At 35.3% G+C, this 15,876-nt stretch carries 16 protein-coding genes and 2 pseudogenes; 1 reads left to right on the top strand and 17 read right to left on the bottom strand.

All coding sequences use genetic code 11. From position 1 onward, the window contains the following. Window positions 1-2: 2 nt before the first annotated feature. From JCM21714_RS02375 to JCM21714_RS23485, 16 genes and pseudogenes are all read right to left on the bottom strand, one after another. Window positions 3-287: an EscU/YscU/HrcU family type III secretion system export apparatus switch protein gene (locus tag JCM21714_RS02375; protein WP_035721476.1), complete on the bottom strand. Its 285-nt coding sequence runs from the start codon at window positions 285-287 to the stop codon at window positions 3-5. Next, window positions 284-2,341 carry a TP0910 N-terminal domain-containing protein gene (locus JCM21714_RS02380; protein ID WP_500784394.1) on the bottom strand — a complete coding sequence of 686 codons (2,058 nt, stop codon included), beginning with the start codon at window positions 2,339-2,341 and terminating at the stop codon, window positions 284-286. Before JCM21714_RS02380 ends, JCM21714_RS02375 begins: the two co-directional genes overlap by 4 nt. Before the next feature lie 15 nt (window positions 2,342-2,356). Then, complete coding sequence (gene rnhB / locus JCM21714_RS02385) at window positions 2,357-3,124, bottom strand: ribonuclease HII (RefSeq protein WP_035721480.1); 768 nt, start codon at window positions 3,122-3,124, stop codon at window positions 2,357-2,359. Between the two features lie 69 nt (window positions 3,125-3,193). Next, entirely contained in the window at window positions 3,194-4,051 is an 858-nt protein-coding gene (gene ylqF / locus JCM21714_RS02390; RefSeq protein ID WP_035721482.1) for a ribosome biogenesis GTPase YlqF, read from the bottom strand. A 23-nt stretch (window positions 4,052-4,074) separates the two neighbouring features. Continuing rightward, window positions 4,075-4,629, bottom strand: a complete 555-nt coding sequence (gene lepB, locus JCM21714_RS02395; RefSeq protein ID WP_035721484.1) for a signal peptidase I — start codon at window positions 4,627-4,629, stop codon at window positions 4,075-4,077. Between the two features lie 99 nt (window positions 4,630-4,728). After that, window positions 4,729-5,073: a 50S ribosomal protein L19 gene (gene rplS, locus JCM21714_RS02400; RefSeq protein WP_035721487.1), complete on the bottom strand. Its 345-nt coding sequence runs from the start codon at window positions 5,071-5,073 to the stop codon at window positions 4,729-4,731. A gap of 132 nt (window positions 5,074-5,205) precedes the next feature. Then, complete coding sequence (trmD, locus tag JCM21714_RS02405; protein ID WP_200868429.1) at window positions 5,206-5,940, bottom strand: tRNA (guanosine(37)-N1)-methyltransferase TrmD; 735 nt, start codon at window positions 5,938-5,940, stop codon at window positions 5,206-5,208. Beyond that, window positions 5,940-6,449: a ribosome maturation factor RimM gene (rimM, locus tag JCM21714_RS02410; protein WP_035721492.1), complete on the bottom strand. Its 510-nt coding sequence runs from the start codon at window positions 6,447-6,449 to the stop codon at window positions 5,940-5,942. Before rimM ends, trmD begins: the two co-directional genes overlap by 1 nt. Window positions 6,450-6,467: 18 nt before the next feature. Further along, window positions 6,468-6,854, bottom strand: coding sequence for a YlqD family protein (locus JCM21714_RS02415; protein WP_035721494.1), 387 nt, complete (start codon window positions 6,852-6,854; stop codon window positions 6,468-6,470). Between the two features lie 471 nt (window positions 6,855-7,325). After that, on the bottom strand, window positions 7,326-7,553 hold the full coding sequence (locus tag JCM21714_RS02420) for a KH domain-containing protein (RefSeq protein WP_035721497.1): 228 nt from the start codon (window positions 7,551-7,553) through the stop codon (window positions 7,326-7,328). Between the two features lie 19 nt (window positions 7,554-7,572). Beyond that, the gene (gene rpsP / locus JCM21714_RS02425; protein ID WP_035721500.1) at window positions 7,573-7,842 is read right to left on the bottom strand and encodes a 30S ribosomal protein S16; all 270 of its coding nucleotides are present in this window, start codon (window positions 7,840-7,842) and stop codon (window positions 7,573-7,575) included. 78 nt (window positions 7,843-7,920) lie between these two features. Next, window positions 7,921-9,286, bottom strand: a pseudogene (ffh, locus tag JCM21714_RS02430) (signal recognition particle protein). 13 nt (window positions 9,287-9,299) lie between these two features. Further along, the gene (locus tag JCM21714_RS02435) at window positions 9,300-9,623 is read right to left on the bottom strand and encodes a putative DNA-binding protein (protein ID WP_035721502.1); all 324 of its coding nucleotides are present in this window, start codon (window positions 9,621-9,623) and stop codon (window positions 9,300-9,302) included. Between the two features lie 81 nt (window positions 9,624-9,704). After that, entirely contained in the window at window positions 9,705-10,649 is a 945-nt protein-coding gene (gene ftsY / locus JCM21714_RS02440; RefSeq protein WP_052000331.1) for a signal recognition particle-docking protein FtsY, read from the bottom strand. A 72-nt stretch (window positions 10,650-10,721) separates the two neighbouring features. Next, window positions 10,722-13,874, bottom strand: a complete 3,153-nt coding sequence (gene smc, locus JCM21714_RS02445; RefSeq protein WP_369403421.1) for a chromosome segregation protein SMC — start codon at window positions 13,872-13,874, stop codon at window positions 10,722-10,724. Window positions 13,875-13,903: 29 nt separating this feature from the next. Further along, window positions 13,904-14,290 (bottom strand): AAA family ATPase, encoded by a 387-nt coding sequence (locus JCM21714_RS23485; RefSeq protein WP_369403392.1) that lies wholly within the window; start codon window positions 14,288-14,290, stop codon window positions 13,904-13,906. Between the two features lie 146 nt (window positions 14,291-14,436). On the opposite strand from JCM21714_RS23485, the gene JCM21714_RS02450 reads away from it, so the two are divergent. Beyond that, window positions 14,437-14,658, top strand: a complete 222-nt coding sequence (locus JCM21714_RS02450) for a DUF1128 family protein (RefSeq protein WP_035721505.1) — start codon at window positions 14,437-14,439, stop codon at window positions 14,656-14,658. Window positions 14,659-15,107: 449 nt separating this feature from the next. Here JCM21714_RS02450 and rnc read toward each other — a convergent pair. Beyond that, a pseudogene (rnc, locus tag JCM21714_RS02455) lies at window positions 15,108-15,795 on the bottom strand (ribonuclease III). Window positions 15,796-15,876 lie beyond the last annotated feature (81 nt).

The following is a 15,876-nucleotide window of genomic DNA, read 5'->3' on the forward strand; positions in this document are numbered from 1 at the left end:
TTTCAGTTTTTATTTTTTAGCTTTTGGTCGACTTGATAAATATATGCAAAGACTTCTGCTACAACTTGATACAGTTCCTCCGGTATATTCTCATTAATATTTAACTGCGAGAGTAGTTCGACTAATGTAGGATCGGATTGAATTGGAATGTTATTTTGTTGTGCTCTGTCAATAATTTCTTCCGCAACATAGCCTTTTCCTGTAGCAGATACTTTTGGTGACTGATCATTCTCCATATCGTACTTTAAGGCAACTGCTTTTTTTCTGAATCTATCCTGCTCACTCATACTCTAAAATCTATCCCTTCTTTTGGAAGTGCTATAGATAATTGCTGCTTTGGACTTTTAATCATTGCCTGTGTATCATTTAAGGATTTATGAGAGACAGAGGATAACTGATAATTTAAGACATCTAACTTTTGCCTCAGGATTGGTTTAAATTGATCAATTAATGGTTTAAGTTCTTGTTCATCATTATACACCGTGATATGAATGACACGTTTCTGAATGGAAAGAGTCATCATAGTTTCTCCCAGGTTATTTAAATCAAGATGGAATAAAATACGACAATAATCTGGGTCGATTTCGTCACTATCACTTTTTTGTTTTCCTTCAAATTGCAAACGAATATCCTGGGCCAAACCGAATCGTTCACCAGGTATGTGAAAATTTTGCTGTGAGAGAGCTTGATCAGTTTGTGCCAAGTTGATTTGCATACCGGTTAATGTCTGGATTAATCGTTGAATCCGTTCACCACCAAATTCTGTATTTAGTTGATTAGCCTGTAATAAGTTTTGTTTAAGAGAAAAATCTTGATCACGTAACGATTGTAAAGATCCCTCTGATTGATTGACAGACTGTCGAATTAGTTGCAACATTTGTTCTTTATTTAAAGGCTGATTATCTGCCTCTAATAATATGATCAGATTACGAACCACAGCTTGTTCTGTTTGTGGTAATTGCTGCAGATTAATACGTTGCATCATTTCGACCATCTGCTGAATTTGGGTAGAAGATGGCTGGGCTTGCTGCAGCCAATTTTGAAACAAGTTTTGTTCGTTTTGTGGTAATAAACTCATGATAGATTGCATTACTGTGTTCAGATTAACTTGCATGTGATTAGTGGATCGAAGAGCTTGAGCCATACCTGATTCATCTTGTATTCCGCTTGTGTGCACAAAATGTTTGACAATATGTATAAATTGATTTTGAATACTTAAGGTACTCTTATCCACTTGATTGATATGTAATAATAAAGCTCGCAACGTATTTTGTTGCTGTTGTGGTAATTGCTGATTGATCAAATTCTGCAGGATTGAAAAAATCTGTTGTTGCTGACCTGCAGTGACTTGCGGTTGTTGAAGCCATTGCTGTAATTGAACTTTTTCTGATTGAGGCAATAGCTGCATTACTTTTGAAAAAAGCGGATGCTGTTGAAAAACGTTCTTCAATGATTCTGTAGCCCCCCCATCTTGTTGTATTGCCTGACTAAAACGATTAAGGAAAACTTCGAATGTCTGTAATTCATTCGCTTTTAAAGGTAATTGTTGTTGCAATACTTGTTGTAATTGTTTAGCCGTATCATGAAGCTGTGCAGTTGTTAAGTTTTGTGATGACATCATTTGTTGTATTATTGGTAAACTAACTTGATTAGTATTTAGTAATGTCTGTTGATGTGCTTGTACGAATTGTCGTAACGACGTGTTAGCATCACTATTATTTGCACCAAAAACAGCTAATTGCTGCTGTAAATTTGCTAACATTGGTTGCGGTTGCGACTGACCAGTTTGCTGAAGTAATTGATGTAGTTGACTTATTTGCGGACCTAGCTGTCTTGATTGAAAGGCTTTTAAACTTGAAAAAACCTGTTCGGTTAAAGGTAACCCTTTTTGCAACATCATTTGAACTAATGCTTGATTTATACCTGAACCTCCAAATTGTGCAATTATATTAGCAATTGCTTGACCATCTTTAGTTGTAAAAGGAATATTTTGATTAAGAAGATGTTGCATCCACGTTTTTAAATCACGATTATTTGATAATCCTATTTGCTGCATTAATTGGTCACTGACTACTCGATTTTGTATAGGTGCTTCACTAATTTTTTTTAATTGTATGATAGCTCCTACTGAGGTTACTTGGAACAAATAATCCTGTTTGGAAGCTAGTGATGTTTCCAATTGCGCTACGATTTTAGAGCCACCGAGCTGAATGGATGCTTTCTGATTTGGATATAATTCCAAAACTTTGCCTGTAATCAGTTGACCTGGTTTTAAATTTGCCTGTGGGGGGGTATCTAATCGTGCATGTTCTGAACGTAATCCAGTTGATAACGACTGCATGTATACCAATTAAAATCACTCCCTGTCTATATAGGATTTTAAAAAGCTTCTCCTATGATAGCTTGTTAATCCATTTTGTTGAATTGCTTCTAAATGCTGTTTTGTTCCATATCCACTATTTTTATTAAATCCATATTGTGGATAATCATTATGAATATCCGCCATTATCTGGTCACGTGTCACTTTTGCAACAATACTTGCTGCAGCAATTGATATACTTTTTTGATCTCCTTTAATTATCGCCATACTGGGTACCCTTAGCTGTTCCAAGTGCACTGCATCAATTAACACATAGTCAACAGAAGAAAGTTTTTCAATAGCTATATACATTGCTTTCTTAGAGGCTTGCAATATATTTATTTGGTCGATTTCGGCTGCTTCGACAATTCCAATGCTGTATTCTACCGCATGTGTCGTTATATATCTAAAAAAAAGTTCTCGCTTTTTAGGCACCTTCTTAGAGTCATCTAACCCTAATAATTTAAAATCTTTTGGTAAAACAACTGCAGCTACAACAACAGGTCCTGCTAACGGGCCTCTGCCCACTTCATCCACACCGACAATGCTTATTATATTCTTTTGCCAAAGTTGCTGTTCAAATCGGCTCATTTCGATAAATTTCTCTTCTTCCGCTTTTTTAGCCACTATACTATTTTGATATTGTTGCAGTAATTTTTTCACACCCATACGAGTATCTTTCTCTAAATATTGCAATACTTCATTTGAAGGTTCTTTATTTACCAGATAGTCTTTAATTTCGTTGATCGTCCATTTCTCTTCCATAACAAAACCTCGTTTCTTAAAATATCGGCATTTATTCAAAAAAATGAAGACATTCATAAGCGAATGTCTTTATTCTGAAGTATGTGGTTGCTCTAACGTGATATGCCCAAGTTTCCCTGAGCGAAGATCTTGCAGAATGATATCAGCAGTTTTTTCAAAATTAACATGACCACCTGATTCAAGACAACCCCCCCTTTGTTTGCCGATAAATTCAAAAACTTCATCCATATCATTGTATTGTTCTGTTAACTGATAACGATCTGTTAACATCTTTGGATAGTATTTTTTAAGATGCTGAATCACAAAAGCAGCCACATCTTCAATGGGAAGCAATTGATCTTTAATCGTTCCTATCGCTGCCAAACGATAACCAACCACTTCCTCTTCAAATTTAGGCCATAAAATACCTGGAGTATCTAATAATTCAAAATCTTTTTTTACTTTTATCCATTGCTGTTGTTTCGTAATACCTGGACGGTCGCCAGTTTTGGCAATTTTTTTGTTAGCAAGCCGATTGATTAATGTTGATTTTCCTACGTTAGGAATACCGATAATCATAGCTCTAATGGGTCTTGGCCGAATCCCTTTTTTCTTAAGTCTTTCCATTTTCTCATATGCCATATCTTTTGCTGTTTGTATCGCTTTTTGAATATCTCTTCGTTCATTAACATTAACGGAAATGGCCTTTATCCCTTGCTGTGAAAATGTAGATAACCATACTGATGTCCACTTTGAATCAGCTAAATCATCCTTCATTAAAACAGTCATTTTAGGCTTTTGATTCAATATTTGTTGTAATAAGGGATTTTGCGAAGAATATGGAGCTCGGGCATCAACAAGTTCTATCACAAAATCCACTAAATTCAGTTTTTCCTGTACTTCTCTCTTAGCCTTCGCCATATGCCCTGGAAACCACTGTATAGGCATACTTTCACCTCCATAATATAACTCTAGTTAACAAAACCTATATTTTTAATTGGCCAATATGTAACACTTGCAATCCCAACAATTTGATCGATTGATATATAACCGAGATGTCTACTATCTGTCGAATTTAACCGATTATCACCAAGTACAAAAACATATCCTTCTGGAACAACTTCTGAATTTCCCTGAATATCTTTCATATTAAAATTAGAAGTATACCTTGACGGATCATTCGTTAATTCATCATCCAGGAAAGGTTCTTCCACAGCTTCCCCCCCATTAATATATAATTGATCGTCTTTATATGTAATGGAATCTCCCGGTAAACCAATCACCCTTTTGATATAGTCCTTTTTAGCTGTAGCATGAAAAACAACAACATCAAAACGATCTGGTTCACTAAATAACAAACTGATTTTATTAACAATTAAGCGATCTTTATTTTCTAACGTTGGCATCATTGATGGACCATCTACAACGATCGGAACCGCTACAAACATTCGAAATAACACTACAATAATCGCTGTTATTATGATGGTTTTTATCCAGTCCATCCAATCACTCTTTTTAGTTTCCATGAAATAGGATCCTTTCCAATGTCAGTTTCCGAGTTTATATCTATAATTATATAGAAGAAAAAGGAGCCTGACAATGCAAGCTCCTTTTTACCAGTCATGTTAACGAATTTCTTTAATACGAGCTGCTTTACCACGTAAATTACGTAGATAATAAAGCTTCGCACGACGAACTTTACCACGACGACTTACTTCAATTTTTGCGATACGTGGTGAATGTACAGGAATTGTACGTTCAACCCCGACACCGTAGGAAATTTTACGAACGGTAAATGTCTCACTAATTCCACCATTTTGGCGTTTAATGACAACACCCTCAAATACCTGAATACGCTCACGCGTACCTTCAACAACCTTAACATGTACTTTCACAGTGTCACCAGCACGAAACTCAGGTAAATCAGTTTTAAGTTGATCCTTTGTAATGTCTGCGATTAATTGTTGCATTTTATAACACTCCTTCCAACTAATGCTCATACCGAAACTATACAGATAGCGGAACATCGTTTTATACCTTAAGTATTCACTTAAGCACAACTATCAATATATCATAAGACTTTTCGTATTTCAACTATTTTCTTAGAAAGTTTCCCATTCGGTTAACCATTTTTTTTCTTTCTCAGTTAATTCTAGGTGTTCTAGTAAATCTTTCCTTCTTAAATAGGTTCTTTTTAATGCTTCTTTTCTTCGCCACTCTTCAATATGTGCATGATTACCGGATAATAATACTTCCGGAACTTTTAACCCCCGGAAATTTGCAGGTCTCGTATAATGAGGATGCTCTAATAATCCAGTGGAAAAAGAGTCCTGAACAGCCGAGTCATCGTTTCCAAGAACTCCTGGCAGCAATCGAACAAGACTATCGATCACAACCATCGCACCTAATTCTCCGCCTGTCAGCACATAATCACCAATTGAGATTTCATCCGTTACAAGTTCTGTCCTGATACGTTCATCATATCCTTCATAGTGACCGCAAATAATAATTAACTGATCTTCCTTTGCTAATTCTTCTGCTTTTTTTTGGGTATATCTTTCTCCTTGTGGGCACATCAGAATAACTCGAGGGTTTTTTTTGCTCTCCTGTTCAATAGCTTCTACGGCATCAAAAATCGGTTGTGGTTTTAACACCATTCCAGCTCCTCCACCGTAAGGATAGTCGTCTACTTTATTATGTTTATTATCAGTGTAATCGCGAAAATTTATATAATTATATTGAAACGCTCCAGCCTCACTCGCCTTTTTTAACATAGAAGTTTGAAAAACCCCCCCGTCAAACATCTCTGGAAATAAGGAAAGAATATCGATTCGCATCATTCAAATAACCCTTCCATTGGTTCAATTTTAATTAGTTGAGTTTGCAGATCCACTTCTTTGACAACTTGTTCAATATAAGGAATTAAGAATTCTTTACCGTTTGTATTTTTTACCACCCATACATCATTAGCACCTGGAGAAAGTATTTCTGTTACATTTCCGATATGTTCACCATTCATTGTTTCGACAGTACAACCAATAATTTCGTGATAATAAAATGCATTGTCTTCTAATTCCGTTATATCTTCTTTTTTTATAAATAGATACATACCTTTGAATGGTTCGACGTCATTGATATTATCGTACCCTTCAAAATGTAATAAATCAAAGTTTTTATGTATGCGGTGACCGTCGATTTTAACATTGAATAAATTATTGTTACTATCTTGTATCCATAAAGTGGTACCTGCCTGAAATCGTTCTTCAAAATCCGTTATCCGTAAGACTTTTATTTCTCCTTTAATACCGTGTGTGTTGACTATTTTCCCTACTTTTAAATGTTCCATCTATTTTCAAACCACCTATTATGTAATTTTAGTTATGATGCCATCTTTGACAATAATTGATTTTTCCTCCGTTAGATTGTCCCAATTCATTCCTTCTTCAATAGTAATTAATGCCTCTACTTCTCCATCATTCATTTCACTGCCAATTGGTAAAATCTCCAGTTGTTCCAGCTTGTATGTATACCATTTAATATGATCTTTACGATTGGTAATTTCTTTTTTGAACTTCACTGCAATATCTGCTTTTTTACTTGCGGATCTTTGCTCAAGCTTCTTTTGTTCAAATTTCAATTGTTCACATTCTTGTTCTAATTTAAATATTTTTAATTGATATTCTTCACTAAGCTGTGCCTTGCTATCATCTGTGACAATTTTCTTTACGGTGACTTTTTTTATAATATTCATTTTCAGCCTCCCCCTCATACTATGTTAAGTATGGACACACCTAACAAAAGAATAGCATGTCAACAATCAAAAGCGCAAGTCACTCCGTCAAAAGAACTTGTGTAACCGACTACAAAACAAAATATATAATCACCATCGACACAAACTGCGAACAAGTGACAACTTCTAATCTAAAGCATTTTGATGAGATTAGTAGCATTATGATATTTCTCAAAATCGTTGTAGCGTAATACTTAAGCGTAGTCCATTTACGTAGACTCCTGCGGGAATAGCATGAGCCGAAGACCCCGCAACGAACAAAGTGAGTGAGGAGGCTAAGGCCATGCCCGCGGAAAGCGAAGTAAATGGACGAAGCTAGTGCTTCCACTTAACACACTTTCAAATTAACTTGTTACTTCGAAGTTTAGTTATTTCAGGTAGTGGTATTGTTATTTTCATACAAAAAAGAGGGGGGGTTGCCCTCCCTCTTTTTTACATGATATCTAAATAGATTTTCTTATTAGATTTCATTCCAGCTGCATATACAACTGTTCGGATTGATTTTGCAATTCGTCCATTTTTCCCGATCACCTTACCGACATCGTTTTCATGAACTTGAAGATGATAAACAATTTTGTTTTCCTCTTCTCTCTCAGTAACAACAATATCTGCGGGATGATCGACCAATGGTTCTACAATTGTTTCAATCAATGATTTCATCGCGAATCACATCACTTTGTTATTGATTTTTTGATTCGTGGAATTTCTTCATGATGCCTTCTTTTGAGAATAAATTACGTACCGTATCACTTGGTTTAGCACCTTTAGTCATCCAATCAAGTGCTTTAGTTTCATCTAATTTCACTTCAACCGGATTAACAACCGGATTATATGTTCCAATTTGTTCGATAATACGTCCATCACGTGGTGAACGAGAATCTGCAACTACGATACGATAGAATGGATTTCTTTTAGAACCCATACGTTTTAAGCGAATTTTTACTGCCATATCTTACACCTCCATATAAATGTCTTACACAAGATAAAATTGTATCAGATTTATTTTAATCTGTAAAGGGTTTTTACCTTACATGAATGGAAAATTTAATCCTTTAGGTTTTTTACCCTTTTTTCCTTTCTTACCTTGTTGCATATTTGTCATTTGTTTCATCATCTTCTTCATCTCTTCAAATTGTTTCAACAAGCGGTTTATTTCAGAAACAGAACGTCCTGAACCTTTAGCAATTCGCTTTCTTCTACTTGCATTCATCAGGCTGGGTTCCTGCCGCTCTTTTGTTGTCATGGACTGAATAATCGCTTCTACATGCGCAATTTGTTTTTCATCAAAGTCAACATTTTTAAGACCTTTCATCTTATTCGCTCCAGGAATCAAATCCATTAATTCATCAAGTGGTCCCATATTCTTTACTTGGCCCATCTGTTCCAGAAAGTCATCAAGCGTAAAAGTAGCAGTACGCATTTTCTCCTCAAGCTCTTTTGCTCGTTTTTCATCGACATTTTCTTGAGCCTTCTCAATTAATGATAAGACATCACCCATACCTAAAATACGGGAGGCCATACGCTCCGGATGGAAAACTTCAATTTGATCGAGCTTTTCTCCCACACCAGCAAATTTGATTGGCTTATCGGTAACAGCTTTAATAGAGAGCGCTGCCCCCCCACCGCGAGTATCACCATCTAATTTCGTTAAAATAACACCAGAAATTTCTAATTGTTCATTAAAACTTTCTGCGACGTTAACCGCATCTTGTCCTGTCATCGAATCTACTACTAAAAATACTTCATCAGGATCTACATTCTGTTTTATTTGTACTAATTCGTCCATTAAATCATTATCAATATGCAAACGACCGGCGGTATCAATTAAAACATAGTCCAAATGCTCTTCTTTTGCATGTTCCATCGCGTTATTAACTATATCTACAGGATTCGCATCTGTATCCTCTGCATATACTGGCATACTTAATTGCTTTCCAAGCGTTTCTAACTGATCAATTGCCGCGGGGCGATAAACATCTGCTGCAACGAGCAATGGTTTTCGATTATACTTTTTGCGCAATAAATTAGCTAATTTCCCTGTGGTAGTTGTTTTACCTGCACCCTGCAGACCTATCATCATAATTACGGTCGGGGGATTTATCAGCTACAGCGATCTTACTTTCATCTCCACCCATTAGATTAGTTAATTCTTCTTTTACTACTTTAATAACCTGTTGACCAGGCGTTAAACTTTCCATTACTTCCTGGCCAATTGCGCGTTCTTTTATTTTTTTTATAAAATCTTTAACTACTTTGAAATTCACATCAGCTTCTAATAATGCTAAACGAACCTCTCTCGTCATTTCTTTGACATCTTGCTCCGTTACCTTACCTTTACCCTTAATCTTCTGTATCGTACTCTGCAGGCGGTCGGCTAAACCTTCAAATGCCATATCAAACGCCCCCCTATTCCATTTCCATTATTTGTTTAATTTTTTCCGTTACTAGTGAATGATTATGATCGATCATGTCATCCAATTCCTTTAATAACGATTGTCGTTTTAAGAATTTTTGATAAAGCTGTAATTTTGCCTCGTAATCCTCTAACGTTTGTTCTGTTCTGCGAATATTATCAAATATCGCTTGCCTTGATACATGTTCTGTTTCTGAAATTTCACCAAGGGAAAAATCTTCTAAATAATACATCTCCATGTAATTTCTTTGCTTATTCGTTAACAGCTTTTGATAAAAATCATAAAGAGCGTTAATTCTTGTCGTTTTTTCTAACATAAAATAGCTCCTTGTTAAGTATAATGACTTTACACTTAATTTTAATAATTATGGATAACTGCTGTCAAGCTTCAAGACTATTTATTCGTCTTCCTCTAGCATATCAGCAAATAATCCATATACAAAGGCATGAGGGTCAAATATTTGAAGATCGGTGACTTTTTCACCCAGTCCTATAAGTTTAACAGGAATTCCAAGTTCTTTTCGAATCGCTAATACAATGCCGCCCTTCGCAGTACCATCCAATTTAGTCAAGACAATACCAGAGACATCTGTTGTTTGTGAAAATGTTTTGGCTTGGATTAAAGCATTTTGACCTGTGGTAGCATCCAAAACTAAGAGAACCTCATGTGGAGCATTAGGAACTTCACGCTCAATTACCCGTTTTACTTTAGACAATTCGTTCATTAAGTTGACTTTATTTTGCAATCGACCAGCTGTATCACATAATAATACATCTGCTCGACGTGACTTTGCTGCTTGAATACCATCATAGATAACTGCTGCAGGATCACTACCTTCACTATGTTTAATTACATCTACGCCAACCCGTTTTCCCCCCCACTCATTTAACTGCTCGATTGCACCTGCTCTAAAGGTATCTCCAGCTGTCAGTAATACTTCTTTTCCTTCAGACTTCAGTTGATATGCTAACTTCCCAATAGTAGTAGTCTTACCAACACCATTTACACCAACAAAAAGGATGACCGTTAAATCATTGTCTTGTATATTTAATGCGACATTATCATCTAACTCATCTGCTCCCTGGTAAATCTCGACCAATTTCTCTGAGATTACTTGTTTAACTTCTTGTGTGTCTTTAATGTTCTTCCTTTTTACTTCCATTTCTAATTCTTCGATTAACTCCATAACGGTAGAGACGCCAACATCTGCTGAAATAAGCACTTCTTCCAGATCTTCAAAAAACTCTTCATCCACTTTGCGATATTTAGCAACAAGATCATTAATTTTTTCTGAAAAAGATTTTCTTGTTTTACTCAGACCTTCTTTATATTTATCAGATATTTCCTCATTATTTTCATTGGATTGAAATTTTTCTTTTTAAACTTTTTTAAAACTCAAAATTTTACCTCCTTTTTATACTTCTAATAATTCTGGAGCTTCTTCTAATTTAACAGAAACTAAGCGAGATACCCCTGATTCCTGCATCGTAACGCCGTATAACACATCTGCTTCTTCCATCGTTCCTTTTCGGTGTGTTATTACGATAAACTGTGTATGTTTACTGTAATGTTTTAAATACTTAGCAAAACGCGTCACATTTGCCTCATCTAATGCAGCCTCCACTTCGTCAAGTACACAAAATGGCACAGGACGCACACGTAAAATTGCAAAAAGTAAAGCAATCGCAGTAAGGGCTCTTTCACCACCTGATAACAAACCTAGTTGTTGTAATTTCTTTCCCGGTGGCTGAGCAATAATATCTACACCAGTATCTAGCAAATGAGCTGGATTTGTTAATTTTAACTCTGCATGTCCACCACCAAACAACCGCTGGAAAACGACAGTAAATTCATCTTTAATTTGGGTAAATGTCTCTTCAAATTTTCTAGTCATTTCTTCGTCCATTTCAGCGATAATATCATATAAAGTTCGTTTCGCTTCAATTAAATCCTCTTGTTGACTAGTTAGAAATTCATATCGTTCTTTAATTCTTTCGTATTCATCGATTGCACCAATATTAACTGTACCCAATTCATCGATAGATTTCTTAATTAGCTTCACCTGTTCTTTTGCATCTTCCAAAATAGCTGGTTGCTCAAAGTCACTTTTCGCTTTTTCGAACGTAATGTTGTATTCCGTTTCTAAGAATTGTAATCTGTTTTCCAAATCAAGATCTAATCGATTTCGTTTAATTTCAATGGATTGAATCTCTTGTTTTAAGTACGATTCTTCTTTTTGGACTTGCTTAATAGATGCTTCTAATGTAATTACTTTTTGTTGTGTCTCTGCCCGTTGCTTGCGGATTTGCTGAAGGTTCTCTTGCTTCCTGTCTTTATCAGCTTTCTTGTCCTCAATTTCCTGGTCAATTTCTGCTTCTGTTTGTTGACTATTTTTAACAGCAATTAATTGCTTTAATTGTTTTTGTTTATCATTGATCAAGAACTGAATTTCAGTTATATCTGACTGAGTTTTTGCTGTTTTTTCTTTTTGATTGTTGAGTTTACTTCGCACTTCTGCCTCTTGCACTCTTAATTCCTGTAATTCCTGCTTCAATTGTTCTTCTTTAGCTTCAAAATTTTGATGTTGGTCCATTAATGACTTTATTTGAACATCTAAAGTTTCTAACTGCTCTTTTAACAGGAGTAGATCTTTTTCTATTTGATCAGCCTGTCCAGTCAACTGGGTACGATCTTCTTCTTGTTGCATTTTATCCTGATCATAAATCGATAACTGACTGTTTAAATGCTCTAAGGATAATTTCGATTCTTTAAAATTTTCCAAATGCAGCTGATATTCTTTGCGGACCTCTTCTAATTGATTAAATTGATCTGTTTTTTTTGACTCTAGAGATTCTAATTTTTCTTTTTGCGCTCTAATCTCTTTTTCATAATCCAGTACCCTTACATGGTATTCCTGATGCTTTTTGGTCAAACTTTTCAACTCTCTATCTCGGGTAAACAAAGATTGATTGTTGTTCTTCTTTGCCCCACCTGACATCGATCCTCCAGGATTAACAATATCACCGTCGAGTGTTACAATGCGGTATCTACGCCCTGTCTGCTGTGCAAACCTATTAGCAGCTGTTAATGATTTGGAAATAATTACATTTCCTAACAGTGACTGCATTATAACCATATACTTTGGATCAAACTCAATTAGTTCCACAGCTATTCCAATATAATCATGATCATTCTCAAGTAAATTAATAATATTGCTTGGCAATTGTTTTGATTTCATCGATGTTATTGGTAGAAATGTTGCTCTCCCTTTATTTGTCTTTTTCAACCAATGTATGGCTTCACGAGCGGATTTTTCTGTATCCACAACGATTTGTTGCGCTTGTGAACCTAAAGCTGTCTCCATAGCATCGATGAATCGATCATCAAATTCAATAAGCTCTGGAATGGCACCGTGAACTCCTGTAAGTACTTTCCGATCTCTTGCTTTTAATACCTCTTTAACACCAAAATAAAATCCTTGAAAATCTTCCTTTAAATCCTCTAACATTTCTTTCTTGGATTTTAGATTCTCAACCATTTGGTATCCTTTAACTAACTTTTGTTGCATATCATCCAGTAATTTAGTGTCTACTGTCATGTCACGTGCCAATTTATTATAGTCTGCTTGCATGATATCTAATTGTTGTTGCTGTTTTTTATAGTTAGACTCTGAATCATGAACAGCTTTTTGTAGTTTTATTCGTTCTTCATGAAGATGTTGCCATTTTGATGACTGCACGGTTTGTTTACCATGCATTCTTTCTAACTGTTGATGAATTGAGTTTTTTTCATTACGCTTTGCAGCTTGTTCATTTAATAAATCAATATAATCGCTTTTTAATGTTTCAATATCTGCTTCGATTGTATTTTTTCCTTTGTCCAGTTGTTCTGCCAGTGAAAGAATTCGTTTAGAAATATATTGATTTTGCTGTTTATTATCTTTCAATACATGACGTTCTTCCTTCAACTTTTGTTCAAGTTGCGTTCTTTTCTTCTGCGCATCCGTGATCTCTTGCTCCAATTTCTCTTTATTTTCCTGAAAATGTTGAAGTCTTTCTCTAAAAATCTTTTTGTTTCCTGTTAAACTTTCATGTTCCTGTGTCACCACAAGTAAGTTTTCCTGAAGAGTAGTTATCTGCTCATCTATTGTTTGAATGTCTTCTTTATAATGGTTATTTTCAGTTTCTCTTGTTTCTAACCAATTCTGTTTGTCTCTTAATATTTGACCTTTTTCATCTAGTTCTAATTGTGAATTTCCCCCCCATTTTTCATGAAGACTTTCAATTTCCTTCGCTAATAATCCTACTTCAATATTTTTAAGGCGTTCTTTCTGGGCTAAATATTCCTGAGCAATGGTTGCTTGTTGTTTTAACGGCTCCATCTGACCATCAATTTCATATACAATATCTTCTACACGATTTAAGTTCTCCTGCGTCTCTGCAAGTTTATATTCTGCTTGTTTTTTTCGATTCTTATATTTTAATACACCCGCTGCTTCTTCAAAAATGACTCTTCTTTCTTCAGATTTAGAACTAAGAATTTCTTCGACTTTACCTTGACTAATAATCGAAAATGCTTCCCGTCCTAATCCTGAATCTAAAAAAGCTCCGTGATATCTTTAAGACGACATGGCTGTTTATTCATTAAAAATTCACTTTCACCTGAACGATATACCTTCCGGGTCACGCTTACTTCCTGATAATCTACAGGAAGTTGATTATCAGAGTTATCTAAAACCAATGTTACCTCTGCAACATTCAATGCATTACGAGTATCACTGCCTTGAAAAATGATATCTTCCATTTTCACTCCACGCAAAGACTTGGCAGATTGTTCACCAAGCACCCATCTAATTGCATCGGTAATATTACTTTTTCCACTTCCATTGGGTCCAACTACAGCTGTAACTCCTGTAACAAATTCGATTTTGATCCGTTCAGCAAAAGATTTAAAACCAATAGTGTCTAATTGTTTTAAATACATGTTAAAACCCCTATTTATTGTCTTTTTAAGACTTTTCAAATATAGAAACACAAGTTATCCTTTGCATTTCAATTAATTTATTTTATCATAAACAGTAGAGTGTGAGAAGGAAGATTATCAAAATACGAATACAGGAGGATATTTCATTGAATTTAGAAGAAAAGTCTGAACAAAATTTAGAATATATTATTTATAATATGGGGAAAATGCTTCAAGTGGTTAATGACTCCATAATGAATCCGAAAGATTATGATTTAAATAATTATGAGGAATTAAAAGCATTATATGATTTATTGAAACAAAAGGGTAAATTAACAGTAGCCGAGATCCAGGCATTTATCGCTGAGCTAAGACAATACCGTAAATAATGATTAGCTCCAGCAATTTGACTATCCTACATCAAATGCACATTAGACAAAAACTGCGAACAAGTTAGAGCGTTCTTCATAAAGGATTATGATGAGTAGTTTACCATCGCTGCGGAAAAACACTCCCTTTCCTAGGGGGGTGCGGCTTCAGCTAACATTGGATAGAAAACCACTTTCCAAAGTGGATCTTCAGCTCGCACTAATCCCTCAGGAGTGTCGCATTTTTCCTCCGCTTTGGGTAGATCTCTGTTCAAGAGTCAGGAAATAAGCACTTTTTTGAATCTAGGATATAATTCTTTACTCTTCACGGGAATTATAAGAAGGTGCATGAAATTTCTGTCTATCACATAACTTTTTTAACAAATCTGTTACTTCGCAGTTTAGTTATAAATGAAAGTTTTCGGATGGAAAAACAGTCGCTATTTCTTGATAGGAAATAGCAACTGTTTTTAGTTTGGTAATGCATCTAAGGCTTGCTTTGCTGCGCGTTGTTCTGCTTCTTTTTTTGTTCGCCCTATCCCTTTACCTGCCGTTTTTCCATTAATTGTTACAACAGAAAAAAATTCACGATCATGTGCAGGTCCTTTTTCATCTATGATCGCATATTCCACTAATTTATTTTTGTGTTGTTGAACTGTCTCCTGCAGTTGACTTTTATAATCCATCGTATGCGAAAAAGCACCGGTCGTTATTTGCGGATACACATACTTATTCAAGAAAAAAATTACTTTCTCATAGCCCTGATCTAAATATAATGCACCAATAAAAGCTTCAAAGACATCCGCTAATAATGCTGGCCGATCGCGACCACCAGTCATTTCTTCTCCCTTGCCTAAAAGAACATATTTACTAAAATCTAATGATTCAGCAAATTTAACTAAAGCTGGTTCACAAACAATCGAAGCTCTTAGCTTTGTCAAATCACCTTCTTCAAGCTCATTATATTCACGGTAAAGATATTGCGAGACACCTAATTCCAAAACAGCATCCCCCCAAAAATTCTAGTCTTTCATTATCTAACAGATTTCTTTTCCGGTGCTCATTCACATAGGATGAATGCGTAAAAGCCTGCTTTAATAATTTTACATTATCAAAGTAAATTTCCAAATCTTTTTGAAGCCCATTAAAATCTGACACTCTATTCACCTACCAACATGATTCAATACTAGTCATTATTATATAGAAAAATCAGTCTATCGCCAACCCTATATTCTCAAT

This window comes from Gracilibacillus boraciitolerans JCM 21714 (assembly GCF_000521485.1).
Classification (GTDB): domain Bacteria; phylum Bacillota; class Bacilli; order Bacillales; family Amphibacillaceae; genus Gracilibacillus; species Gracilibacillus boraciitolerans.